Here is a 24,627-nt window from a genome sequence, read left to right as displayed (position 1 = left end):
CGCCCCGCTCCGGGGCGGCGGCCTGCTCACGGCGCGGGCGTCACCCGGGGCAGCAGCTCCTCGGCGGTGGTGTCCAAGTGCAGCTGGATCAGGCGGTGCGGGAAGAAGAACCCGCTGTCCGTGCGGAAGAGCAGGATGCGCTGCTCGGCGGTGTACAGGAAGCGCCGGTAGCGGTAGGGGGTGCGCCCCCGGTGGGCGAGCACCGCGCGGATCGTCCAGTGGCGGACCACCGCCAGTCCCCCGTAGCGGAAGCCGCGCACCACGGCGAACAGCAGGCCCAGCAGGGCCGCGACGAAGCCCGCGCGCCGCAGGTCCTGTCCCGGCGAGGCCAGTCCGATGAGCGCGGTCAGCAGCACCGCGGCCACGACCAGCGCCGCGAACCCGTGGACCAGGGAGAAGCGGACCGTGCGGCGGACCCCCTCGTTGGGACGGGGGCGCCGGTCCTGCAGCGAGGGTTCGAACTGGTTGCCGAGGACGTAGGCCCACCCCAGCGCGAAGGCCGCGACCGGAGCGATCCACGCCGGGTCCGGGCAGAGCAGGTGGACCACGTAGCCGACCAGGGCCTGGACGGCGATCCACACGAGGCCCGACAAGGCCATGCGCTTCACGGGGAACCTGCCCGCCGAGAAGACCGCCCGCTCGCGGCGCCGCCAGGTCCACCGCAACTGCTCCACGGGTGAGAAGACGTCGGTGAGGGCGCCTTCCATCTGGGTGGTCATGACCCACAGGTAGGCGAGTGCCACCACGACGGGGCCCGGCGCCGCCAGGTCCACTCCCGTCAGCAGCAGACAGAACAGGATGACCGCCATCGTCACGCTGTTGTTCCTGATGGGGATCAGCACGTCTCCGCGCCGGCCCCTGCCGTCCGCGTCCTCACCCTCCGGCATCCGCAGGAAGTGCTCGTCCGACCTGAACGCCTGCGCCGCCGTGTTGCACACCAGGGCCAGGGCCACCGCCGCGGCGCCCGGCACGCCGGCGTGCAGCACCCCGGCCCGGTCGGCCGCCGCCACCCACAGCACGGGGATCCCGAGGGCGCAGGCGGCCATGGCCACGGTGGGGACGACCCGCGGCAGGGCCCCCTCCCGGCGCGAGAGCCAGCTCAGATCCAGCCGGTCCAGGTACAGGACGTGCTCGCCGCGTGCGGTGAGCGTCCGGGCCAGCCAGGTCAGCCAGGTCAGCGTCCGCTCCGGGGCGCCGTCCGGCCGCGGACGCTCGCGCAGCAGGCACTGCGCCACGTAGGCGTCGAAGATCCGGCTCCGGCGCTCCGCGGCGGCGCCCCCCAGGCGCAGGTCGTCCGCCGGCCGGCCGGCGTAGGCGACGCGGATGACGTGGAGCATCATCGGCGACTGCAGCAGCGGCCACAGGTCCTGGTTCTCCTCCAGCGCCGCGTGCACGTCGGCGAGGGCCGCCCGGTCGGCGTTGAGGAAGGCCTGGACGTCCTGCCGGGTCGGCGGCTGGATCTCGACGTAGCGCAGCGCCCGCAGCCCGCGGACGAGGCGCCGCAGGTCGCCCTCGTCCGTCCGGCAGCCGACGGCCATGCCGGGGCACAGCTCGCGCAGGCGCAGCAACTCCCGCACGCACTGGGGCCGGTCCGCCTCCGGGACCTCGTCCAGGCCGTCCAGCACCGGAAGCAGCAGGTGCTCGTCCAGCCAGGTGCGCACCAGCACCCCGGAGACGCCCTGGAACCTGCTCATCACGGCGGCCAGCCATTCCTCGATCGGCTCGCCCCGGTAGCTGTCGAGGCGCAGGTAGACCGGGATGTACGCGGGGTCCCCGGCGTCGTCCCCGGCCAGGGCCTCCTCGGCCAGTCGGTGGGCGAGCCGGGCGAGCTGCGTGGTCTTGCCCATGCCGGGCCGGCCCAGCACCACCAGCTCGTCCAGGTCCTCGTAGAGCGCACGGACGCTGCTCACCCCGGTCGGCACCGGCACGAGCTCCGTCCGCCGGTGCGTCCTGCTGCGGCGCCTGCCCCCGGGGGGCTCCTGCGCCGGCTCCTCGAGGATCACGAACCGCGGTTCCAGGTAGTGGTGGGCCTCGGCACGCTCGAGGTCCTCGGCCGCCCTCGCCATGACCTGTTTGATCAGCCGGCGCCGCATCCGCACCGCGCGCTTGTCCCTGCGGACGCGCACCGGGAGGGTGAACACCGCCGCCGCCCACGCCAGGACGGCCCGCACGAAGCGGCGTACGGGGTAACGCCGCAGATCCGCGCCGTGCCCCGACGGGGGCTGCCCCGGCCCGTGGGGGCAGGGGTCCGCGGGGCTGTCGTCCGCGACCCCGGGAAGGGGCGCGGGCGGCGGCTCCGCGGCCGGCTGCTGCCGGGCCTGCGCCCGGTGCCAGCGCGGCTCCCACGCGCCGGGGTCCCCGCCCAGCGCCCCGACGATCGCGCGGAAGGCGCTCAGCCCCGGGCGCCGCTTGCCGGAGAACGCCTCGGAGACGTAGCCGGGGCTGAGGTGGGCCGCGTCGGCCAGCGCCCTGACCGTGGGGCGGTCCGCCGGTGCCAGCTCCAGGTAGAGCTCGTCGTGGACGCGGCGCATGAGCGCCGCCCAGGACCGGAACTCCGGTGCGGCCGCCGCCGGATCGGGGCGCTGCGGGCCCTTCGGGCGGGCTCCCCCAGGTCCTGCCATTCGCTCTCCTCGTCCGGGGCCCGTTCATTGGCGTTCACTCGTTCACCGTTGCCCGAAGCCCCTGGTCGGCGGGCCCGGGCGGGCGTAGAAACGGTGTCGTCGGATGTCGCCGCCGTCCGCGTCGCCGGGGTCCGCGTCTCTGCCCGGAGCACCATCTTGGCCAGCCGGGCGGCGCCTGTACGGCCAACCGCCAGGTTCGGCGACGCCTTTGTCGACGGTTTTACCGAAGTCCCCTTGTCCTGCCCGTCCTTCGAGGAGTACCCGATGACCGCACCCCGCTTCCTCGCCTCCCTCGGCGGCCTGCTGACGGCCGCGCTGGGCGTCGTCGCCGAGGCGCCCTGGTGGGTGGCCGCAGCCCTGGTGTTCGGCGGCCTGCTGGTGCTGCGGGCCGAGTCGCTCGTGGGCGCCCGCAACGAGGCGCGCCGCGGGCTCCACGAGGACCGGCTCCTGGGCGAGGTCTCCGGGAAGCAGGCCCTGGACTATCTGAGGGAGGTCAGGCGGGCGCAGCAGCCGGCCGCGGGCCCGGGCACGGATGCGGAGCCGGGTGCGGGGGGCTAGTCCCGCGGGCGGTAGGGGCCGCCGATGCCCCAGCCCTGGTGGAGGACCGCGGCGAACTCGCCCGCCAGGCGGTGTTCGCCCGAGGCGTTGGGGTGGGTCCCGTCGTAGGTGTCGCGGTGGATGTCGTACGCGTCCGGGCGGGCGCCCAGCAGGATCGGTGAGGCGGCGGTGGTCAGGTCGGCCACCGCCTTCGCCAAAAGCTCGTTGAAGCGGGCCACTTCGGCAGCGAAGGGCGCGTCCTCCTCGGCGCGGATGTTGGGGATCACCGGCAGCAGCACCATCCGGATGCCGGGGCGGGCCTGACGGGCGGCCGCGACGAAGCGGCGGACGTTGGCGGCGGTGTCCTCGGCGCCGGTGTAGAAGCCGAGGTCGATCAGTCCGAGGGAGACGAGCAGGACGTTGGCCCGGCCGGCCCCGGCGGCGGGCCCGATGAGGGGGGCCATGTGCTGCCAGCCCTCGCCCCAGCCGGCCAGGTGGCGGCGGGCGTCCTGCGGGAAGTCCGGGTCGGCGTAGGAGTGGCTGGTGGGCGCGTCGGCGGAGGTGTCGTACAGCGCGCGGCGCGGGCCGACTATCTCGTACGGACCGCCGGGGGTGGAACCCAGGTGCTGCCACATCCGGTAGCGCCAGGTGTAGTCGCCGGCGCGTCCGATGGTCATGGAGTCGCCGACGAACATGAAACGCATCCGGTCATCATCGCGGATCGCCCGACCCGAGCCCCTGTGATGCCGGACACGCCCGGGCGTGCTGGCAGGCTGGGGGCATGCGCCTGCTGCCGTTGTCGTCCGCCTCCGCCGTCCTGGTCCTCGCCCTGCTGCCGCCGTCGTCCGCCGTCGCGGCCGGGTCGGAGGTTCCCGGGGCGTCCTCCTTCACCATCACCGATCCGCGGATCAAGGAGTCGAGCGGGCTGGCGGCCAGCCGGATCCATCCGGGCGTGTACTGGACGCACAACGACAGCGACGACGGCCCGTACGTCTACGCGGTGGACTCGGCGACCGGCAGGACGGTGGCGCGGGTCACGCTGACGGGCATCGGGCGGCCGCGGGACGTCGAGGCGATCTCGCTCGGGCCGGACGGGCAGCTGTACGTCGGCGACATCGGGGACAACCGGGACGGCACCTGGGACCACGTGTGGATCTACCGCTTCCCGGAGCCGAAGCAGCTGGGCGATGTCACGGTCAAGGCCGCGCAGTTCACGGTGCGGTACGCGGACGGGCCGCGGAACGCGGAGGCGCTGATGGTGCATCCGGTGACGGGCCGGGTGTACATCGCGAGCAAGCACGAGAGCACGGGCGGGCTGTACGAGGGTCCGGAGCGGCTGTCCGCGAGCGGGCCGAACGTGTTCCGGCGGGTCGCGGACGTGCCGTGGGTGACGGACGGGGCGTTCTCCCCCGACGGGAGCCGGCTGGCCCTGCGGGGGTACTTCACGGCCCGCACGTACGCCTGGAAGGACGGGCGGCCGCAGGGCGAGGGCGACCGGATGGACGCGCCGTGGCAGGGGCAGGCGGAGTCGGTGACGTACGCGGCGGACGGGTCGGCGCTGATGTTCGGGGCGGAGGGCGGGGCCAGCCGGGTGGTCGCGGTCCCGCTGGCCGCCGCGAGCGCCTCGGCGGCTCCGCCGCAGCCGGGGGCCGGGCCGGACGCGTCGCCCGTGCCGGAGCCGCCGGGCGGCTTCGGCAAGGGCGCCCTCGTCCTGGCGGGGGCCCTGGCCCTGGCCTTCGCGGCGAAGCGCGTCCTGCGCCGACGGGGCTCGGCGGACTGACCCGCGGCGCCCCCGATCAGCCTGCGGGGGCGTCCCTGGGGCTCCACCCCGGGGAAGCGGACCGCAGGGCTACGAGTGGCCCAGATCGGCGGCGGGGAGGTCGGCCGTGGGGACCGAGCCGGTGTCGGCGGACGGGCGCAGGGGGAACTCGTCCGTGGCCATCGAGTCGAGCACCGGCGGAGCCGGCCTCAGCGGGGCCGGCATGACCGCGGCCTCGGAGTGCCCGCCGCACCCGTACGAGAGCGAGACCAGCCGCCCGTCGGCCGGGCTGAACTCGTTCGCGCAGACACCGAAGGCCTGCCCCAGCGAGCCTCCGATCGCGACCAGGAACCCGCAGGAGACGCAGGACGCCGGCGCCGCCTGCGCCATCGGCGTCTTCGCGCCGAACGACTCGTCCCAGCGGTCGGCCGCGCTGTGCAGCCCGTACCGCGAGAGCACCCGGGCACGTCGCATGCCCAGTTCCTCGGCCACCGACGTGATGGACCCGCGGACCGGGACCACCGCGCGGTCGATGACGTCCGCGTCCTCCGCCTCGACCAGCTCGGCCATCTCCGCGGAGACCACCGAGTTCGGCGGCGGCGCGTCCTCGCCCGACCAGCCCGGCTCCAGCCGCAGGTCCTCGGCGTCGGTGGGCAGCAGGTCGCCCGGGCCCATGTCGCCGGGGCGCAGCCGCTCGCTCCACGGCACCCACTCGGGGGCCAGCAGCGCGTCCTCGCCGGGGAGCAGCACCGTTTCGTCGAGGGTGACGTTCTTGGCGCGGGAGGCGCGGGTCACGGTGACGGCCCAGCGCCAGCCGCGGTAGCCCGGCTCCTTGGCCTCGAAGAAGTGGGTGACGACCCGGTCCCCCTCCGCCACCGCGGAGACGTGCTCGCCCACCACACCGGGGAAGGCGGCCTCCTCGGCGGCCGCGCGGGCGAGGTCTACCGCCTCGACGCACAGGCGGTCGGGGGTACGCGGGGTACGGCTTCGCGTCGTCGCAGCACTCACTGGTCTCGTTCTCTCCTACGCCGTCTCACGAGTGCGCCGTCCGTACTGTCGTCCACAACGACCCGTCGGTCTTGTCCGTACGTGGCACGGGCGGAGCGGACCAGAGGGCCGCGTCGACGTCCGCACCCGATCGGACTCCGGGCGCACCTTTATGCGATCCATTCTGCGGGATCGCGAAGAGGCGCGCGGCCAAGAGCAACCGCCGGTGGCGCGCTACGCACGCTACCTCCTTCGAAGCCCCGGGCCCACATGCAAGGTCCGATTCGCGGAGAAGGCCGCGTGCGGAGGGCCTCCGCGACACGCCGGGGAGAGTCCGGGAGGGACCTGTGGGGCACTATGGCGAGGTGGCATCCGCACGGTCGTCCCGCGACGGCTCGGGACCGGCCAGGCGGGCCGGCCGGGCCATGGGGCGTGCCCTGCACCTGCCTATCACCGGCACGGCGCGCGGCATCCGGCGGGCCACGCACGCGCACGGGGCCGGCGAGTCGGGGCTCGGCAAGCTGATCGAGCTGCACGCCATCAACGGCGCCGGCGACATGATGATCACGGTGGCGCTGGCCTCGACGGTCTTCTTCTCCGTCCCCACGGACGAGGCACGCGGCCGGGTGGCCCTGTACCTGGCGATCACGATGGCCCCCTTCACCCTGCTGGCCCCGGTGATCGGGCCGCTGCTGGACCGGCTGCCGCACGGGCGCCGGGCCTCGATGGCGGCCGCGATGCTGACCCGGGCGCTGCTGGCGCTGACGATGTCGGGCGCGGTGGCCACGGGGGGCCTGGAGCTGTATCCGGCGGCGCTGGGGGTGCTGGTCTCCTCGAAGGCGTACGGGGTGGTGCGCAGCGCGGTGGTGCCGAGGCTGCTGCCGCCGCGCTTCTCGCTGGTCAAGGCGAACTCCCGGGTGACGCTGGCCGGGCTGCTGGCCACGGGCGTGGCGGCGCCGGCGGGTGCCGGGCTGCACCAGTTCGGCCCGCAGTGGCCGCTGTACGGGGCGTGCGCGATCTTCTTGTGGGGCACGTTCGCGGCGTTCACGCTGCCGCACAAGGTGGACGAGGCGCGGGGCGAGCGGCGGGCGCGGCTGTCCACGCACGAGGCGCACTCGCGGCGGCCGGGGCTGCGGACGGTCAGCCGGTCGGTCCTGTGCGGACTGCTGGCGAACGCGTCGATGCGCGGGCTGTCCGGGTTCCTGATCTTCTTCCTGGCGTTCCTGCTGCGCGAGCATCCCCTGGCGGGGCAGAGCGCGGCGGTGTCGCTGGGCATCGTCGGCGTGTCGGCGGGCGTCGGGAACGCGTGCGGCACGGCGGTCGGGGCGTGGCTGCGGGCGAGGGCGCCGGAGGCGATCATCGCGGCGGTGCTGTGCCTGACGCTCGGGGTCGCGGTGCTGGCGGCGGCGTTCTTCAGCGGGCTGTTCATGGCGGTGCTGGGTGCGACGGCGGGCTTCTGCCAGGCGCTGGCGAAGCTGTCGCTGGACGCGATGATCCAGCGGGACGTGCCGGAGGCGGTGCGGACGTCCGCGTTCGCCCGTTCGGAGACGCTGCTCCAGATGGCGTGGGTGCTGGGGGGTGCGATCGGGATCGCGCTGCCGTTGAACGGGGTGCTGGGCATGTCCGTGGCCGCGGGCGTGGTCGCCCTCGGCACGTTCATGGCCGTACGCGGCCTCCTGGGCGCCCCCCACCGCCACCGGGGCGCCCCCCGCCCCCGAGTCGCATAGCCACCCCTCCCCGAGGCTCCGCCGCCCCCCCGCCGATACGGCTCAACACCCGGGGCGCCGCACCCGACCGGCGGCCGCAGCCGAATCCAGCCCCGCCGGCGTTTGAGGCGCGGGGCACCGGGGGGCCAGCCCCCGGCAACGGCGCCGCACCCGGCAGACGGGCGCAGCGAATCCAGCCCCGCCGGCGTTTGAGGCGCGGGGCACCGGGGGCCGAGCCCCGGCGGCGCGCCGCAGGCCAGGGGACCCCGTGCAGCGGCGCAGCCCACCGGCCCGATAGCCTTCGGCTCATGACCGCACCGCTTTTCTCGGGTAGGGCCCGCCGCAGCGTCGCGGCCCTCGGAGCCGTGTCCGCCGGCCTCCTCCTCCTCTCCGCCTGCGACAAGCCGACACCGCTGGCGACCGTGACGGTCGGCACCTCGTCGGTGTCCGCCGAAGCCGCCTGCCACGGCGGCACCGAGCCGCTGTCCATGGACAAGGTCCAGGACTGCCTCACCAACCTGAAGGACGCCAAGACCGTCGAGTACGCCCGCGGCGACACGCTGCGCCTCGGCGTCGAGCCGGACGTCGTCGAGGACGGCAAGAAGTGGCAGGCGGTCCTCGACGGGCAGCCCATCACGGAGCCCTCCTCGAACACCTACCGCAGCTTCCCGGGCGCCGACGTCTTCGCGACCGGCGGCCAGGGCGAGGCCCCGGCCTCGAAGAAGCTCGCCTTCGTCCAGGTCGCCGAGGACGGCAAGCCGCTCTCCGTCTGGACCTTCAACCTCAAGCTCAAGTAACCGGGCCGCACCGGTGCGCGCGCTCGTCGTGACCGCGGTGGCGGCGGAGGCAGACTCCGTCGCCGCCGGGCTGAGCCCTCATCCCGACGCCCCGGGTCCTGAGCCGCGCACCCTCCCGGGCGGGTACCCCATCACCCGCCGGGACCTCCCCGGCATCGCCTTCGACGTGCTCGTCGGGGGCGTCGGTCCGGCCGCGGCCGCCGCCGGCACCGCCACCGCCCTGGCCCTCGGCCCGTACACGCTCGTCGTGTCGGCCGGCATCGGCGGCGGGTTCCAGCCCGCCGCCCCGCCCGGCTCCCTCGTCGTGGCGGACGCGATCGTCGCCGCCGACCTGGGGGCCGAGACCCCCGAAGGCTTCCTGGACGTGCGGGCGCTCGGCTTCGGGCACAGCGTGCACCTGCCGCCCGCCGAGCTCGCCGCGCACGCCGCCGAGGCCACCGGGGCGCTGCTCGCGCCCGTCCTGACCGTCTCCACCGTCACCGGTACCGCGGCCCGCGCGGCCGAGCTCGCCGCCCGGCACCCGATGGCCGGGGCCGAGGCCATGGAGGGCTTCGGGGTGGCGGAGGCGGCGGCCGCGCACGGGCTGCCCGTACTGGAGATCCGCGCCGTGTCCAACGCCGTGGGCCCGCGCGACCGTGCCGCCTGGCGGATCGGGGACGCCCTCGCCGCCCTCACGGACGGATTCCGCGCGCTGGGTCCCGTACTCGCGAACTGGGGAGAACGCCATGAGCACCGGTGAACCGCTGAAGATCGCCTACTCGCCCTGCCCGAACGACACCTTCGTCTTCGACGCCTGGGCGCACGGCCGGGTCCCGGGCGCGCCCGCCCTCGACGTCGCCATCGCGGACATCGACCTCACCAACGGCATGGCCGAGCGCGGCGAGCTGGACGTGCTGAAGGTGTCGTACGCCGTGCTGCCCTGGGTGCTCGAGGAGTACGCCCTGCTGCCCTGCGGCGGGGCCCTGGGGCGTGGCTGCGGTCCGCTCGTGCTCGTCAAGGACCCGGCACTGGCCGGTGGCGCGGGGCCCGACCTGAGCGGCCGGACGGTCGCGGTGCCGAGCGAGCGCTCCACCGCCTACCTGCTGTTCCGGCTGTGGGCGGCGGACGTGCTCCCGGCCGGGGTGGGCGAGGTGGTGGTGCTGCCCTTCAACGAGATCATGCCGGCGGTGCGCGACGGCCGGGTGGACGCCGGACTGGTCATCCACGAGGCCCGGTTCACCTACCAGGACTACGGGCTGCACTGCCTGGCCGACATGGGCGAGCACTGGGAGTCCACGACCGGGCTGCCGATCCCGCTCGGCGCGATCATCGCCAAGCGCTCGCTGGGCGAGGCGACGCTGAAGGTCCTGGCCGAGTCCGCCCGTGCGTCGGTGCGGATGGCCTGGGACGACCCGGAGGCCTCCCGCCCGTACGTACGGGCCCACGCCCAGGAGCTGGACCCGGCCGTGGCCGACCAGCACATCGGGCTGTACGTCAACGAGTTCACCGCCGACCTCGGCGAGGACGGCTACGCGGCGGTGCGCGGGCTGCTGACCCGGGCGGCGGCCGAGGGGCTGGTACCGGCCATCGCGCCCGGCGCGCTGGCCTTCCCGTAGCGCCGGGGGCCGAAGCGGCCCGGTCATGCGTGTGCCCCGCCCTTCTCGCGAGGGGCGGGGCATCGTCGTGGTGCGGCCGGCTCAGACGTCGAGCTGGTCGGCCACCGCGCGCAACAGGCCGGCGATCTTCGTGCCGTGCACCTTGTCCGGGTAGCGGCCGCGCTCCAGGATCGGCGTGATGTTCTCCAGCAGGGTCGTGAGGTCCTGCACGATGGAGGCGAGCTCGTCGGGCTTGCGGCGCTGGGCTGCCGCGACGGACGGCGCCGGGTCCAGGACCGTCACCGAAAGAGCCTGGTCACCGCGCTGGCCGGCGACGACACCGAACTCGACGCGCTGGCCGGGCTTGAGGGAGTCGACCCCGGCAGGGAGCACCGACGAGTGGACGAAGACGTCGCCGCCGTCGTCGCGGGAGAGAAAGCCGAAGCCCTTCTCGCTGTTGAACCACTTGACCTTGCCGGTAGGCACGTCCGTCCTCTGTCCTTGTGCTCGTCGGGGTCCGGAGTGCCGTGGAACGGCTCCGGATAACAGTGCAGCGGGTCAACTGTGACCCGCCACCTCAAGGCTAATGGTCGAGGGGCCGGTGACAAGACGTTCCCCGGTCCTTCGCCGTCGGCCACTCAGGCCAGGGAACTACCCTGGTGGGGTGACTGTTACTCCTCCTGCCGACGAAGCACGGCCCGGCGACGCCCTGGTGAAGGCCGGCGGCATCGTTTTCATCGTGGGCGCCGTGGCCACCCTCGCGACGATGGCCCCGCTGTTCCTGGACCTCGAACCGTTCCCCTCGTACGCGTGGGCCCTCTGCATGCTGATGGGCGTCGGCTTCGCGATCTCCGCGGCGGGCGTGCTCCGCTCGGCCGCCGCCCAGCGCCGGGCGGCCCGCGCCTCACAGGCCTAGGCGGTCGCCGGCGCCTCGGCGGCGGCCGTACCGGCGTGGGCGGGCCGGGCCTGCTGGACGGGCCGGGCCTGCTGGGCCGCGACGTACTCCGCGAGCCACCGCGGCAGCGCGGTGAGGTCGGCGAGCACCACGTCGGCGCCCGCGGCGCGCAGTTCGGGCTCCGGGCAGGGCCCGGTCGGCACCACCACGGACAGCGCGCCGGCCTTGCGGGCGCCGCGCACGTCGCCCACGTGGTCGCCGACGTAGACCTGCGCCCCGTACTCGCGCAGCGCCCCGGCCTTGGCCTCGGCCCACAGCCAGCCGATGACGGCGTCCGGCTCGATGCCCAGGTGCTTCAGGTGCAGGCGGGCGTTGGGCTCGTGCTTGGCGGTGACGACGATCGCGCGGCCGCCGAGCGCCTGGACGGCCTCGATCGCCTCGCGGGCGCCCGGCATCGCCGGCGTCGGCTCGATCGCGTATGTGGGATAGATCTCCCGGTAGCGGTCCGCCACCGCCGGGATCTCGGCCTCCGGGAACCAGTACGCCAGCTCCTCGTCGAGCGGCGGCCCGAGCCGCGTGACCGCCGCGTCCGCGTCGATGAACGTGCCCGTTTCGGCGGAGAGCGCCTGGTAGGCGGCCTTGATTCCCGGACGCGAGTCGATGAGGGTCATGTCGAGGTCGAAGCCGACGGTGAGGTTCATACCCGCCATTGTGCCGAGCCGACCGACACCCGGGCGGACAGCGGGCGGGACCCGTCGAAACTCGTGCTCAACCTTTCGCGCGCGGCAGCGCTCAGGACAGGGGTGAGAGACACGATGTGAAGGGGAGGGCGGATGCCACCAGGCACCGAACACGACTCCGGGCTCGACTTCGAGACCTTTGCCCGGGCCGGCCAGCGCAAGCTGTACCGGACGGCGTACCTGCTGTGCGGAAACGCCGACGGCGCACGCGATCTGACGCAGACGACGCTCGCCAAGCTGTTCCAGCACTGGCGGAAGGTGTCCGCGGCCGACAGTCCCGACGCCTACGCCAGGACCGTGCTGACCCGCACGTTCCTCGCCGAGCGGCGCCGGCGGCTGCGTGACCTCCTGGCCCACGCGCACGCCGGCCCGCCGGCGCTGCCCGAGCACGCCGACCTGCGCGTCACCCTGCTCGCCGCCCTGGCCGCGCTGCCGCCGCGGGCCCGGGCCATGGTCGTCCTGCGCTACTGGGAGGACCTGAGCGTCGGCACGGTCGCCGAACTGCTGCGCTGCAGCGAGGGAACGGTCAAGAGCCAGTGTTCGCGCGCCCTGGCGAAGCTGCGCGCAGCTGGGCGAGGCCCACCTCTACGCCACCGAGAACTGAGGAGACGTCATGGCCACCAACGAAGACCTCTACGAACTCCCCGACGACAGGGCCGCCCTGCTGCTCCGCGACGCGATGGACCGGACGACCGCCGACCTGCCCCCGCTGCCGGACCTGGTGGGCCCGGCCCGCGCGCAGGGGCGGCGCCGCAAGGCGCGCGTGCGGGTGGCGATCGGCGGCGGGGCGCTGGCCGTGGCCGCGCTCGCCCTGGCGGGAGCCGTGGCCCCGCCAGGCGGTGGCGGCGGTCCGCAGGCGGGCGGGGCGGCGAACGTGGCCGCGCCGCCGTCGAGCAGCGCGCCGCCGCCGCCGGTCCACCTGGAACCGACCCCGGGCCAGTCGTCGATGGCCGACCTCCCGGCGGCCGAGCGGATCCGGCAGGAGGACTTCCAGAACCGGGCCGTCGGCGTGCTCCAGGGGCTGCTTCCGCCGTCGGTCGGCACGGTGCGGCGGACCGACCTGTCGGTGCGGCTCTACCAGGGCTCGAAGGACGACAAGGCGTTCGTCATCATCTTCTCGGTCCGGCCGGCGGAGCCGGCGGACACCGGGAGCCCCTGCCACGAGGCGAGGGGCGAGGTCTGCGCGAGGGCCACCCTGCCCGGCGGCATCGAGGCCGCGGCGGCGACCGCGCCGGTCAACGACGGCAACGTCACCGAAACCCGGCTCTCCTTCCGCTACGGCAAGAGCAAGGTCTCCCTGGTGGTCAGCCCCCACGACGCCTCGAACACCTCGGCCCCGGTCACCAACGACCAACTCCTGCACCTCGCCAAGTCCCCCGCCTTCCTCGACCTGGTCAAGTCCGCCGACGCCGAACCGGTGGAGAAACAGCAACAAACCATCCCGGGCGGCTGACGGGGCCAATTCCAGCCCCGCCGACACTCCCAGCCCCGCCGGCGTTTGAGGCGCGGAGCCCGATCTGTGACCCGCACCGGGCCCCCCCGGCCCCACCCGGCACGATTCAGCCTGGCCGGCACCCTCCAGCCCCGCCGGCGCTTGAGGCGCGGGGCCCGGGACGGAGCCCCGATCTGTGACCCGCACCGGACCCACCCGGCCCCACCCGGCACGATTCAGCCTGGCCGGCGTTTGAGGCGCCGGGGGCCCGGGGGCAGAGGCCCCCGCGACGGCGCCGCACCCCGGCCCCGGCCCGGCTAGCGCCGACGCGCCCGCCAGACCAGGTACGCGACGGAGGCAACGGCAGCCACCCGCAGCAACCACGGCCACATCCCGTGCAGGGCCCCGCTCAGCTGGTCCTCCGGCAAAGCCTCCCCCCAGCGGTCGTTCATCCGGCCCCACAACCACACCACCGCCCCCGCGGCCACCACCCCCGGCGGCCCGAAGACGGCCCACTTGCGCTCGGCCGGCCCCAGCACCCGCGAGGCGTACGGGAGCAGCCAGCCCACGACGAGCAGCAGCCAGTAGCCGGTCACCACACCGGCGAGCAGGACGGCCGCGGCCAGCAGCAGGAAGGCGTTCGGCCGGGGCCGGGGGCCGGCCGCGGCCTCCGCCCCCGCGGCGGGGGCCGCCTCCGCCGCCGCCTCCTTCTTCGCCTGTCGCCGCTCGCGCAGGAACCGTACGAAGCCCCGTACGCCCGACTCCGCCGCCCCGGCACCCGCCCCGGCCCCGGCCTTCGCCTTGGCCTCGGCGTCACCCCCCGCCTTGCCCGCCGCCTCCGCCCCCGGCTCCGGCTCCGGATCGGCCTCGAACTCCGGGAACTCGATGCCGCCGGCGAACCCTTCGACCTGCGGCCCCGCCCCGTACACCCCCGGGCCGACCCGCCACCAGTCGGGCTCCGCCCCTCCCGACGTGCCGAGTTCGTCGAGCCCGGCCAGGTGCGGCGGCACGTTCCGCGGCTCCGCCGACGGCTGCGCCGGCTTCGCAGGCTTCGGCGGCTTCGGCCCGCGCGGCCCCCGCTGGGTGGGCACGGCCGGGGCGGCCCGGACCGGCGCGACCCCCGTCCCGGCGGCGCCGTGGCCGGCCAGGACCTCCTCCGGCGAGCCGAGCCGCTCCAGGATGCCGCGCACCGCGGCCGGGGTCTCCGGCTCGTAGCGGGCGCGCCGACGGTCGATCTCGTCCCGCAGCCCCGCCACGAGCCGCATCCGGTCACCGGAGGACAGCTGCCGCTGCTGCGCCAAGTCCCCGACGCGGCTCAGATATTCGTAGACCAATTGGTCGCTTTCGATCCCCACGCCCGGCTCCTCCCTTACCGCCTGTCCCGAAGGTAGCGCGTGCGCCCGTGGAGCGGCCGCGGGCTCAGCGGATACCGTTGGCCGGATGGGGACCGGCCGACTGACCGGCCGACGCGACCAGGAGGCGACGACCGTGCCTGAGGCAAGCACCGCAGGGGGCGCCGCGACGGGCGCCCCGCGTTCCCTCGCCGAGGCGCTGCGCGCCCGCGACGACGCGGCGCTCGCCGCTCTGCTGCACGCCCGCCCGGACCTGCTCAGCCCGGTGCCCGGCGACGTGACCCAGCTGGCCACCCGCGCCGGGACCCGCGCCTCGGTGGCGCGGGCGCTGGAGCGGCTGGACCGGTTCGCGCTGCAGACCGCCGAGGCCCTGGCAGTGGCCCCCGACCCGTGCCCGTACCCGGTGCTGGAGTCGCTGCTGACCGGCCAGGAGGGCACCACCGGCCACGACAACGGGGCGCGCGCCGCCCTCCCCCGGGCCCTGGCCACCCTGCGCGACCAGGCCCTGGTGTGGGGCGACGAGGACCGGCTGCGCCTGGTGCGCACCGCCCGCGAGCTGCTCGCGCCCGCCGCCCAGCGGCCCTCCCCGACGGGCCTCGGCCCGACCGTCGCCGAGGCCACGTCCGGGATGTCCCCGACCCGGATCCAGGAGATCGTGGCGGCCGTCGGGCTGCCCGCCACCCACGATCCGGTGTCCGCGGTCTCGGCGCTGACCGGGCTGTTCACCGACCCGGAGCGGATGTCGGCGCTGCTGGACGAGGCCCCGGCGGAGGCGCACCAGGTGCTCGGACGGCTCGTGTGGGGGCCTCCGTACGGGGAGGTGACCCCGAACCCGGCCGCGCCGGTGCGCTGGCTGCGCGACCACGGACTGCTGCTGCCCGCCTCCGCGCGGACGGTGGTCCTGCCGCGCGAGGTGGCGCTGCACCTGCGCGGCGGCCTCGCGCACCGGGACACCGCGCCGGTGGCTCCGCCGGTGACCGCGCACCGCGAGCACCGTCCACAGCTTGTGGACGCCAACGCCGCCGGGCAGGCGCTGGCCGCGCTGTCCACCGTCGAGGAGCTGGTGAAGTCCTGGGAGCACGCCGGTCCGCTGGTGCTGCGCGCGGGCGGCCTCGCCGTACGGGACCTGAAGCGGGCCGCCACCCTCCTGGACACCGCCGAGCCGATGGCGGCGTTCTGGATCGAACTCGCCTACGCGGCCGGGCTGCTGGCCGGCGACGGGGAGGCGGACGAACGCTACGCGCCGACCCCAGCCTTCGACGACTGGTGCGAACTGCCGCCCCCCGAGCGGTGGTCGGCGCTCGCGGCGGCCTGGCTGCCGGCCACCCGGACCGCCGGCCTGGTCGGCGAGCAGGACGGCAAGGGCCGCACCCTGTCCGCGCTCGGCCCCGACCTCGACCGCTCCGCCGCGCCCGAGGTGCGCCGCCGCGTCCTGGAACTCCTCGCCGCGCTGCCCGAAGGCGGTTCCCCGGCGCCCGACGCCCTGTTGGACCGCCTCGCGTGGGAGCGGCCCGTACGCGGTACGAGCGACCTGCGCGCCCGCGTCGCGCACTGGACGCTGACCGAGGCCGAGGTGCTGGGCGTCACCGGCCGGGGCGCGCTCAGCGCGTTCGGCCGGGCCCTGCTGGAGCACCGCGACCCGGCGCCGCTGCTGGCCCCGCTGCTGCCGGAGCCGGTGGACCACGTCCTGCTGCAGGCCGACCTGACGGCGGTCGCCCCCGGCCCGCTGCGCCGCCCGCTCGGCGACACCCTGGCGGTGCTCGCGGACGTGGAGTCCAAGGGCGGGGCGACGGTGTACCGGTTCACGCCCGGGTCGGTGCGCCGGGCCCTGGACGCCGGGCACGCCGCCGCCGACCTGCACGCCTTCCTCAAGGAGCACAGCCGCACGCCCGTGCCGCAACCGCTGACCTACCTGATCGACGACGTCGCGCGGCGGCACGGGCACCTGCGGGTCGGCGCGGCCTCCTCGTACGTGCGCTGCGACGACGACGCGATGCTCGGCGAGATCCTGGCCGACAAGCGCTCGGCGGGACTGGGGCTGCGCCGCCTCGCGCCCACCGTGCTGGCCGCGCAGGCCGAACCCACCACGCTGCTGGAGGGCCTGCGGACGATGGGGTACGCGCCCGCCGCGGAATCCCTGACCGGGGACGTGCTGGTGGCCCGGGCCGACGCCCGCCGCACCCCGGCGCGCTCGGCGCCCGTCCCGGTGCCGGACGGCCCGCCGGTGCCGGACGACACCCTGCTGGGGGCGGCGGTACGGGCGATCCGCGCGGGCGACGTGGCGGCGACGGCGGTGCGCAAGGAGCCGGCCACGGCGTCGGGTTCGGCCTCGGCCGCGCCGGGCGAACTCCCGCGCACGAGCGCGGCGGAAACCCTCGCGACGGTCCAGGCGGCCGCGCTGACGGGGTCGGCGGTGTGGATCGGCTACGTGAACGCGGAGGGCGCGGCGAGCCAGCGCGTCATCGCCCCGGTCCGCGTGGAAGGCGGTTTCGTGACCGGCTACGACCACACGGCGGACGAGGTCCGCACATACGCCCTGCACCGCATCACGGGCGTAGCCGAACTGGCCGAAGACCACATCTGACCCCACCCCCGACACCAACGGCACCCTCCCACCCCACCGGCACAATCCAGCCCCACCCGGCACCCCCGGCCCCGCCGGCGCTTGAGGCGCGGGGCCCGGGGGCAGCGCCCCGGCACGGCACCGCACGCCCCGGAAAACCGCTGGCCCGGCGCGGCAGCGCCAAGACAGCCTGGCCCCATGCACACCGCACCCCACACCATCCGCGCCGCCCACACCGACACCACCGTCACCGTCTACCAGGCCTACTCCCCCGCCCTCGGCCTGCCCGCGGCCCGCGACGGCCGGTTCCCGCCCGCCTGGAAGCGGGAGCGGATGACGTGGATCAAGCCGTCGTTCCTGTGGATGATGTACCGCTGCGGCTGGGCCTCGAAGCCCGACCAGGAGACGGTGCTGGCGATCGAGATCACCCGCTCCGGATTCGACGAGGCCCTGCGCACCGCCTGCCTGTCCCACTACGAACCCGGCGTGCACGCGGACCGCGCGACCTGGCAGCGCTCGCTGCGCGAGACGTCGGCCCGGGTCCAGTGGGACCCGGAGCGCGACCTCCACCTGAACCCGCTGCCGTACCGCTCGCTCCAGCTGGGCCTGTCCGGGCCCGCCTCACGGGCCTACGCCGACGAGTGGACGGTCTCCGTCCGCGACGTCACCCCGCTGGCCGGGGAGATCCGCTCCCTGCTCCGGTCCGGCGAGGAGCCGGCGGCCCGGGCCCTGCTCCCGGCGGAGACCCCGTACCCGGCGGGTCCGCTGCCTCACCTGGGCGCGTAGTCGATCCGCTCGGCGTCGAAGGGCCAGACCTCGCGCAGCCAGCGGCCGACGGCCTCGTACAGCGGGCCGTCGAGGTGCGCCCGGTCGGCCCGCACCCACGAACTGACCTGCACCCGGCCGGGCCGTTCCCGGCCGGGGTGGATGTACAGGCACCCGATGACCTCAGGCTCCCCCTCCGCCTCTCCCTCCCCCTCCACCACGCTGTACGTGAACGCGCGCCGCTCGGCGAAGTCCCGCGCGTGCCGCTCCAGGTCGGCCAGGTTGGCCTCGGCGGACATCCCCGCCACGGGCGGCCACCCCCGTCCCACGAATCCGGGCGTGGCCCGGATGTGCCCGATGCTCCCGGTCCAGGCCGCGAGATCCCGCTCGTTGTGCCGCGCCCCGAGGGGTTCGAGCCGGAACCCCTCGCCACGAAACCGGCCGGGACCTCGAACCCGGCCGGCACGAAATCGCGCTGATCTTCACTCATGCCCGGACCCTACGTACCCCCGCGGCCGCCGTCAGCCCCACCAGCGCCCCGATGCGGCACACTGGAGGTTTGGCCACCCGCACCCGGGTGGCCACCCATGCCGGAAAGGGACGTGCGTGAACGGGCCTCTCATCGTCCAGAGCGACAAGACACTCCTTCTCGAGGTCGACCACGAGCTCGCCGGAGCCGCGCGCCGCGCCATCGCTCCCTTCGCCGAGCTGGAGCGGGCTCCCGAGCACATCCACACCTACCGGATCACCCCTCTCGGGCTGTGGAACGCCCGGGCCGCGGGGCACGACGCCGAGCAGGTCGTCGACGCCCTCGTCGAGTACTCGCGCTACCCCGTCCCGCACGCGCTGCTCGTCGACGTCGCCGAGACGATGGCCCGCTACGGCCGGCTCACCCTGTCCAAGCACCCCGTGCACGGCCTGGTCCTGACCAGCACCGACCGGCCCGTGCTGGAGGAGATCCTGCGGTCCAAGCGGATCATGCCGCTCGTCGGCGCACGGCTCGACGCCGACACCGTGGCCGTGCACCCCTCCGAGCGCGGGCAGATCAAGCAGACGCTGCTGAAGCTGGGCTGGCCGGCCGAGGACCTCGCCGGGTACGTGGACGGCGAGGCCCACCAGATCGACCTGGCCGAGGACGGCTGGGCGCTGCGCCCGTACCAGCAGCATGCCGTCGAGGGGTTCTGGCACGGCGGCTCCGGTGTGGTCGTGCTGCCCTGTGGCGCGGGCAAGACCCTGGTCGGCGCCGGGGCCATGGCGAAGGCCAAGGCGACCACGCTGATCCTGGTCACGAACACCGTCTCGGCCCGCCAGTGGAAGCACGAACTGGTCAAGCGGACCTCGCTGACGGAGGAGGAGATCGGCGAGTACTCCGGGACCCGCAAGGAGATCCGGCCCGTCACGATCGCCACCTACCAGGTCCTGACGACCAAGCGGAAGGGCGTCTATCCGCACCTGGAGCTGTTCGACTCCCGCGACTGGGGCCTGATCGTCTACGACGAGGTGCACCTGCTGCCCGCGCCGGTCTTCAAGTTCACCGCCGACCTCCAGGCGCGCCGGCGGCTCGGCCTGACCGCGACCCTGGTCCGGGAGGACGGGCGCGAGTCGGACGTCTTCTCGCTCATCGGGCCGAAGCGGTTCGACGCGCCGTGGAAGGAGATCGAGGCGCAGGGCTACATCGCGCCCGCCGACTGCGTCGAGGTCCGGGTGAATCTGACGGAGTCGGAGCGGCTGGCGTACGCGACCGCCGAGACGGAGGAGAAGTACCGCTTCTGCGCGACGACGGCGACCAAGCGGAAGGTCACCGAGGCGCTGGTACGCAAGCACCAGGGCGAGCAGACGCTGGTCATCGGCCAGTACATCGACCAGCTCGACGAGCTGGGCGAGCACCTGGACGCGCCGGTGATCAAGGGCGAGACCTCCAACGCGCAGCGCGAGAAGCTCTTCGACGCCTTCCGCCAAGGCGAGATCAGCGTGCTGGTCGTGTCGAAGGTCGCGAACTTCTCGATCGACCTGCCCGAGGCGACGGTCGCGATCCAGGTGTCGGGCACCTTCGGCTCCCGCCAGGAGGAGGCCCAGCGGCTGGGCCGCGTCCTGCGTCCGAAGGCGGACGGCCACGAGGCGCGGTTCTACTCGGTGGTCGCGCGCGACACCATCGACCAGGACTTCGCGGCGCACCGCCAGCGCTTCCTCGCCGAGCAGGGCTACGCCTACCGGATCATGGACGCCGACGAGCTGCTGGCCAGCGACTGACGCAGCCGCCCGGTGACCTCGTGGCCGCCCGGGCCGCCGCGAGCGGCCGGGGCGCCGCGACACGCCGCTGACCCCGCGCCGGGCTGCCCGGCGCGGGGTCAGCGGCGTATGACGCCCGCGTCCTCGGCGTACTCACCGAGCACGACGACGCTCACGGCGGCCGCGGCGAAGACCTTGGCGGCCCGCAGCATGCCGCCGACGCCGGGGCGCGGACGGAGGTCGGAAGTGGCGGTGGCGCCGCTAGGGCGGCCGCCCTGGATCGGGGTGAGGGTTGCGGTGCTCATGTATCCATGGTGCGTTCGCGGCCCCGCCGCGGCATCGGCCTGGGGGCGGAACCTCCGGGCCCGCGGCGTCCTCCTCCGGGCTCATGGAAACCCCTAGTGGCTCTGCCGGAAGTCTCACACCCCTGGGTATGACACCCGTTCGGGGGACGCGGCGGACGGGACTCGACGGACGGGCCTTCCGGCGGGACTTCGGACCGATCAATCCGTTCGCGCGGCCCCGGTTCCGGTGACTACAATCTCCGCTCTTGCCGCCTCCCGCAGCGTCACGGGGAGAGCGCCCACCGGACGGCAACCGGTGGGCCGTCTGAGTCCTCACCACCAGCTGGAGGCAGTCCCGTGCCCGCGCACGCCCCCGAATCCGCGCCCGCAGCCGAGCCCGGCACCGATCCCCTCGCCCGCGAACGCGCGCACCTCACCGCGTCCCGCGCCGCGCTCCGCGCCATGCGCGAGGACGTCGAGGCCCTCGACATCCGCGACGTCACCGCGAACTGGGTCAACGCGATCGTCCTCCAGGCCCAGATCGACGACCGGATCAAGGCCCTGGCCGACCTCGCCCACACCCCCCTCTTCTTCGGCCGCCTGAACTACCTGCACGCGCCCGGCACGGAGCTCGCCGAGGGCGCGGAGGGCGAGCAGTTCTACATCGGCCGCCGCCACGTCCACGACGCCGACGGCGATCCGATGGTCATCGACTGGCGCGCGCCCGTCTCCCAGCCGTTCTACCGGGCCTCCAAGGCCGACCCGCAGGACATCGCGCTGCGCCGCCGATTCGGCTACACCGGCGGCGAGCTCACGGCGTACGAGGACGAGCACCTCTGCGACCCGGCCGAGGCGGCCGCCGTCAGCAAGCTGCTCCAGCAGGAGATCGAGCGCCCGCGCGTCGGCCCCATGCGGGACATCGTCGCGACGATCCAGCCCGAGCAGGACGAGATCGTCCGCTCCGGCCTGTCCGGCTCGGTGTGCGTCCAGGGCGGCCCCGGCACCGGGAAGACGGCGGTCGGCCTGCACCGGGTGGCGTACCTGCTGTACGCGCACCGCGACCGGCTGGCCCGTACCGGCACCCTCGTCATCGGGCCGAACCGTTCCTTCCTGCACTACATCGAGCAGGTCCTGCCCGCCCTGGGCGAGTTGGAGGTCAAGCAGGCCACCGTCGACGACCTGGTGGCACGCGACGGCCTGGAGGTACGCGGCACGGACGCGGCCCAAACCGCCGTGGTCAAGGGCGATGCCCGGATGGCGGAGGTGCTGCGCCGCGCGGTCGCCTCCCACGTCACGCGGCCCGCCGAGCCGCTGATGGTGGTGCGCGGTTCGCGGCGCTGGCGGGTGCCGGCGTACGAGATCGCCGAGATGGTCGAGGAACTGCAGAAGCGCGACATCCGCTACGGCGCGGCGCGCGAGGCCCTGCCGCAGCGGATCGCGCACGCGGTGCTCGTACGGATGGAGCAGGCGGGTGAGGCGCCGGACGACCGGGTGCAGGACGCGGTGGCGCGCAACGCCGCGGTGAAGGCGGCGGTCAAGGAGATCTGGCCGCCGGTCGACCCGGCGAAGCTGGTGCTGCGGCTGCTGTCCGACCCGGAGTTCCTGGCGCTGCACGCGGCGGATGTGCTGACGCCGGACGAACAGAAGCTGCTGCTGTGGCAGAAGCCGCAGCGGAGCGTGAAGTCGGCGAAGTGGTCGGCGGCGGACCTGGTCCTGATCGACGAGGCGGCCGATCTGGTGGAGCGGACGCCTTCGCTGGGCCACGTCGTGCTCGACGAGGCCCAGGACCTGTCGCCGATGCAGTACCGGGCGGTGGGGCGGCGCTGTACGACGGGTTCCGCGACGGTGCTCGGGGATCTGGCGCAGGGCACCACGCCGTGGGCCACGCGCAGCTGGGACGAGGCGCTGGGGCACCTCGGGAAGCCGCGGGCGGTGGTGGAGGAACTGACGGCGGGCTTCCGCGTGCCGCGCGAGGTGATCGCGTACGCCTCGCGGCTGCTGCCGTCGATCTCCCCGGGGCTGGCCCCGGTCTCCTCGGTGCGGGAGGCTCCGGGGTCGCTGCGGATCACGGAGACGGCGGACCTGGCGGCGGCGGTGGTCGAGGCCTGCCGCGCCTCGCTCGCCCACGAGGGGTCGGTCGGGCTGATCGCGGCGGACGCGCGGATCCCGGCCCTGGCGGATGCCCTGGGGGCGGCGGGGCTGGCGTATCTGGCGCCGGGCGAGGAGACGACGGCGGAGTCGCGGCTGACGCTGGTTCCGGCCTCCCTGGCCAAGGGTCTGGAGTACGACTACGTGGTGCTGGACGAGCCGGCCGCGATCGTCGACGGCGAACCGGACGAACGGACCGGCCTGCGCCGCCTGTACGTCTGCCTCACCCGAGCCGTCTCAGGCCTGACGACCCTCCACTCGGCCCCCCTCCCGGCGGCCCTGACCTGACCCGCCGGACCCCCCCCGCCCGTCCGGGTGCGCCGCCCCGGACCCCCGCGCCGACGAGGGCCGAGTGCGGCCCCGGCCCCCTACGGCCCGCCGCACCACTGTCACCCCGGCGCCGCTGCGGGGGCCGCCGCCCCCGAACCCCCGCGCCTCAAACGCCGGCGAGGCTGAGTTTGGCCCTGCCAAAGCCGGGTTCGCCTGCCGAAGCCGGGCCCAGGCGGGCCGGGTTGGCCTGGCGGCTGGATTGTGCCTGGCGGGCCGGGTTGGCCTGGCGGGCCGGGTTGGCCGCTGCGCGGCAACCCAGCCCTCCGGGCTGGGTTGGAGCGGAGCGGCACATGCACGCGGACGCCGGCACAATCCAGCCCCGCCGGCGTTTGAGGCGCGGGGCCCGGGGCGGAGCCCCGATCGTTGAGCCGCACCCGCCCCACCGCCCGAGGCGCGGGGCCCGGGGCGGAGCCCAGGTGGGGGCCCGGGGCTAGTCCAGGGCTCGGCGCCATTCCGCGACGGCCTGGGCGGAGACCGGCCGGCCCCACCCGGAGGGACGGGCCGCGCCGCCGATGTGGAAGGCGTCAAGCCCCGCCGCGCGCAGCATCGGCAGATGCGACAGGCCCAGCCCCCCGCCGACCAGGATCCGCGCCCCGTACCCCGGCTCCCCCCGCCGCGCGGCCTCGGCGAGCAGCACCGGCATGCCCTCGTCGACCCCGGCCGGCGAGCCCGCCGTCAGGTAGGTGTCCAGGCCCGGCAGGTCCGCCAGAGCCTTGCGCAGCCCGTCCCGGTCCGCCGCGCGGTCGATCGCCCGGTGGAAGGTCCAGCGGCAGCCGTCCAGCTCCGCAAGCACGGCCTGGACCGCCGCCAGGTCGGGGCTGCCGTCCGGGTGCAGGAACCCGAGCACGAACTCCTCGGCGCCCTCCGCCCGCAGCCCCCGCACCGCTTCCACCAGCCCGGAGACCTCGCCCGCCGCGAAGCCGTCCGCCGTGCGGACCATCACCCGCAGCGGGATGTCGACCGCCGCCCTGATCGCCGCGAAGGTCTCGCGCGGCGGGGTGAGCCCGTCGGCGGCCATGTCGGTGACCAGCTCGAGCCGGTCCGCCCCACCGGCCTGGGCCGCGATCGCGTCCTCCGCGTCGAGGGCGATCACCTCCAGGAGCGCACGGTTGCTCATTCGATCCCATCCTTCGAGAAGCTGCGCGAAATAGGTCTAGTCCAATATCCAGGGTACGGGCCCGCGCCCGCCCTCCACCAGCACCCGCACGCCACCCCCACAATGTGCGCATGGACACAGGCACCCCGCACACCGACTCCGCGGCCCTCCACGCCCGCTGGCGGGCCACCGCCACCGCCGCCGGCGCCCCCGCCCACCGGGACCCCGCCCCCTACGCCGAGCGCCTGCTCACCGCCTGGGCGGAGCCGCAGCGCCGGTACCACACCACCGCGCACCTGGCCGAGGTACTGGCCCGGATCGACATACTGGCCGGGCACGCCGCCGACCCCGCCGCCGTCGAGCTGGCCGCCTGGTTCCACGACGCCGTCTACCGCCCCGACCGCTCCGAGAACGAGGAACGCAGCGCCGCCCTCGCCGAGCGCGCCCTGCCCGAGCTCGGCGTCGACGCCGCCCGCACCGCCGAGGTGGCCCGGCTGGTCCGGCTCACCGTCACCCACGACCCCGCCCCCGGCGACACCAACGGCGAGGTGCTCTGCGACGCGGACCTCGCCGTACTGGCCGGCGCGCCCGAGGCGTACGCCGCGTACGCCGCCGCCGTGCGCGCCGAGTACGGGTTCGTGCCGGACGACGCCTTCACCGCGGGCCGCGCCGCCGTGCTCCGCCGGCTCCTCGCCCTGCCGAGGCTCTTCCGCACCCCGTACGCGGCCGCCCACTGGGAGGCCCCGGCCCGCGCCAATCTCACCGCCGAGCTGGCCCGGCTCGACCCGCGGGGAATTTGATCGCGTTCGCCA

Annotated in this window: 22 protein-coding genes and 1 pseudogene; 14 read left to right on the top strand and 9 right to left on the bottom strand. The window is 75.0% G+C overall.

Going from position 1 to position 24,627, the window contains the following annotated elements; translation table 11 throughout:
* Positions 1-26 precede the first annotated feature (26 nt).
* Positions 27-2,621 carry a helix-turn-helix domain-containing protein gene (locus tag BGK67_RS20010; protein ID WP_079154285.1) on the bottom strand — a complete coding sequence of 865 codons (2,595 nt, stop codon included), beginning with the start codon at positions 2,619-2,621 and terminating at the stop codon, positions 27-29.
* 264 nt (positions 2,622-2,885) lie between these two features.
* Between BGK67_RS20010 and BGK67_RS20005 the strand changes: the two genes are divergently transcribed.
* The gene (locus BGK67_RS20005; RefSeq protein ID WP_069921365.1) at positions 2,886-3,179 is read left to right on the top strand and encodes a hypothetical protein; all 294 of its coding nucleotides are present in this window, start codon (positions 2,886-2,888) and stop codon (positions 3,177-3,179) included.
* Here BGK67_RS20005 and BGK67_RS20000 read toward each other — a convergent pair.
* Positions 3,176-3,862: a GDSL-type esterase/lipase family protein gene (locus BGK67_RS20000; protein WP_069921364.1), complete on the bottom strand. Its 687-nt coding sequence runs from the start codon at positions 3,860-3,862 to the stop codon at positions 3,176-3,178. The two genes, BGK67_RS20005 and BGK67_RS20000, sit on opposite strands and share 4 nt — an antisense overlap.
* 77 nt (positions 3,863-3,939) lie before the next feature.
* On the opposite strand from BGK67_RS20000, the gene BGK67_RS19995 reads away from it, so the two are divergent.
* Complete coding sequence (locus BGK67_RS19995) at positions 3,940-4,938, top strand: YncE family protein (protein ID WP_069921363.1); 999 nt, start codon at positions 3,940-3,942, stop codon at positions 4,936-4,938.
* A gap of 69 nt (positions 4,939-5,007) precedes the next feature.
* Here the strand turns inward: BGK67_RS19995 and BGK67_RS19990 are convergent, their stop codons facing one another.
* Complete coding sequence (locus BGK67_RS19990; RefSeq protein ID WP_069921362.1) at positions 5,008-5,925, bottom strand: DUF3027 domain-containing protein; 918 nt, start codon at positions 5,923-5,925, stop codon at positions 5,008-5,010.
* Between the two features lie 404 nt (positions 5,926-6,329).
* Between BGK67_RS19990 and BGK67_RS19985 the strand changes: the two genes are divergently transcribed.
* The 4 genes from BGK67_RS19985 (at position 6,330) to BGK67_RS19970 (ending at position 10,002) form a co-directional block, all read left to right on the top strand.
* Entirely contained in the window at positions 6,330-7,631 is a 1,302-nt protein-coding gene (locus BGK67_RS19985; protein WP_079154284.1) for an MFS transporter, read from the top strand.
* A gap of 287 nt (positions 7,632-7,918) precedes the next feature.
* Positions 7,919-8,407, top strand: coding sequence for a hypothetical protein (locus tag BGK67_RS19980; RefSeq protein WP_069921361.1), 489 nt, complete (start codon positions 7,919-7,921; stop codon positions 8,405-8,407).
* Between the two features lie 13 nt (positions 8,408-8,420).
* A complete protein-coding gene (locus BGK67_RS19975) occupies positions 8,421-9,146 on the top strand; it encodes a futalosine hydrolase (RefSeq protein ID WP_069921360.1) in 726 nt (241 codons plus the stop codon).
* On the top strand, positions 9,133-10,002 hold the full coding sequence (locus tag BGK67_RS19970) for a 1,4-dihydroxy-6-naphtoate synthase (RefSeq protein ID WP_069921359.1): 870 nt from the start codon (positions 9,133-9,135) through the stop codon (positions 10,000-10,002). The genes BGK67_RS19975 and BGK67_RS19970 overlap by 14 nt, the downstream gene beginning before the upstream one ends.
* 81 nt (positions 10,003-10,083) lie before the next feature.
* On the opposite strand, the gene BGK67_RS40745 is transcribed toward BGK67_RS19970, so the two are convergent.
* Entirely contained in the window at positions 10,084-10,467 is a 384-nt protein-coding gene (locus tag BGK67_RS40745; RefSeq protein WP_069921358.1) for a cold-shock protein, read from the bottom strand.
* A gap of 178 nt (positions 10,468-10,645) precedes the next feature.
* Here BGK67_RS40745 and BGK67_RS19960 point away from each other — a divergent pair, with 178 nt between their 5' ends.
* Positions 10,646-10,897: a hypothetical protein gene (locus tag BGK67_RS19960; RefSeq protein ID WP_069921357.1), complete on the top strand. Its 252-nt coding sequence runs from the start codon at positions 10,646-10,648 to the stop codon at positions 10,895-10,897.
* On the opposite strand, the gene BGK67_RS19955 is transcribed toward BGK67_RS19960, so the two are convergent.
* Positions 10,894-11,586, bottom strand: a complete 693-nt coding sequence (locus BGK67_RS19955) for an HAD family hydrolase (RefSeq protein ID WP_069921356.1) — start codon at positions 11,584-11,586, stop codon at positions 10,894-10,896. The genes BGK67_RS19960 and BGK67_RS19955 overlap by 4 nt on opposite strands.
* A 123-nt stretch (positions 11,587-11,709) precedes the next feature.
* Here BGK67_RS19955 and BGK67_RS36400 point away from each other — a divergent pair.
* Both BGK67_RS36400 and BGK67_RS19950 read left to right on the top strand, forming a co-directional pair.
* A pseudogene (locus tag BGK67_RS36400) lies at positions 11,710-12,220 on the top strand (SigE family RNA polymerase sigma factor).
* A gap of 9 nt (positions 12,221-12,229) precedes the next feature.
* Positions 12,230-13,069, top strand: coding sequence for a hypothetical protein (locus BGK67_RS19950; RefSeq protein ID WP_069921355.1), 840 nt, complete (start codon positions 12,230-12,232; stop codon positions 13,067-13,069).
* Positions 13,070-13,365: 296 nt separating this feature from the next.
* On the opposite strand, the gene BGK67_RS19945 is transcribed toward BGK67_RS19950, so the two are convergent.
* On the bottom strand, positions 13,366-14,403 hold the full coding sequence (locus BGK67_RS19945; RefSeq protein ID WP_069921354.1) for a hypothetical protein: 1,038 nt from the start codon (positions 14,401-14,403) through the stop codon (positions 13,366-13,368).
* 85 nt (positions 14,404-14,488) lie between these two features.
* Between BGK67_RS19945 and BGK67_RS19940 the strand changes: the two genes are divergently transcribed.
* Positions 14,489-16,984 (top strand): helicase C-terminal domain-containing protein, encoded by a 2,496-nt coding sequence (locus BGK67_RS19940; protein WP_079154283.1) that lies wholly within the window; start codon positions 14,489-14,491, stop codon positions 16,982-16,984.
* Positions 16,985-17,161: 177 nt separating this feature from the next.
* Complete coding sequence (locus BGK67_RS19935; protein WP_069921353.1) at positions 17,162-17,749, top strand: DUF4291 domain-containing protein; 588 nt, start codon at positions 17,162-17,164, stop codon at positions 17,747-17,749.
* Here the strand turns inward: BGK67_RS19935 and BGK67_RS40090 are convergent.
* Positions 17,734-18,036: a hypothetical protein gene (locus BGK67_RS40090; protein WP_244291271.1), complete on the bottom strand. Its 303-nt coding sequence runs from the start codon at positions 18,034-18,036 to the stop codon at positions 17,734-17,736. The two genes, BGK67_RS19935 and BGK67_RS40090, sit on opposite strands and share 16 nt — an antisense overlap.
* A 298-nt stretch (positions 18,037-18,334) precedes the next feature.
* Between BGK67_RS40090 and BGK67_RS19925 the strand changes: the two genes are divergently transcribed.
* Entirely contained in the window at positions 18,335-19,978 is a 1,644-nt protein-coding gene (locus BGK67_RS19925) for a DNA repair helicase XPB (protein WP_069921352.1), read from the top strand.
* A gap of 98 nt (positions 19,979-20,076) precedes the next feature.
* Here the strand turns inward: BGK67_RS19925 and BGK67_RS19920 are convergent, their stop codons facing one another.
* On the bottom strand, positions 20,077-20,262 hold the full coding sequence (locus tag BGK67_RS19920) for a hypothetical protein (protein WP_069921351.1): 186 nt from the start codon (positions 20,260-20,262) through the stop codon (positions 20,077-20,079).
* Positions 20,263-20,598: 336 nt separating this feature from the next.
* On the opposite strand from BGK67_RS19920, the gene BGK67_RS19915 reads away from it, so the two are divergent.
* Complete coding sequence (locus tag BGK67_RS19915; RefSeq protein ID WP_069921350.1) at positions 20,599-22,677, top strand: HelD family protein; 2,079 nt, start codon at positions 20,599-20,601, stop codon at positions 22,675-22,677.
* 472 nt (positions 22,678-23,149) lie between these two features.
* On the opposite strand, the gene BGK67_RS19910 is transcribed toward BGK67_RS19915, so the two are convergent.
* Positions 23,150-23,836 (bottom strand): copper homeostasis protein CutC, encoded by a 687-nt coding sequence (locus BGK67_RS19910; protein WP_069921349.1) that lies wholly within the window; start codon positions 23,834-23,836, stop codon positions 23,150-23,152.
* Positions 23,837-23,946: 110 nt separating this feature from the next.
* Between BGK67_RS19910 and BGK67_RS19905 the strand changes: the two genes are divergently transcribed.
* Entirely contained in the window at positions 23,947-24,615 is a 669-nt protein-coding gene (locus tag BGK67_RS19905; protein WP_069921348.1) for an HD domain-containing protein, read from the top strand.
* The last annotated feature ends 12 nt before the right edge of the window (positions 24,616-24,627 follow it).

It is taken from the genome of Streptomyces subrutilus, from assembly GCF_001746425.1.
In the GTDB taxonomy this organism is placed as follows: Bacteria; Actinomycetota; Actinomycetes; order Streptomycetales; family Streptomycetaceae; genus Streptomyces; species Streptomyces subrutilus_A.
This window is presented reverse-complemented; position numbering and strand designations above follow the sequence as displayed.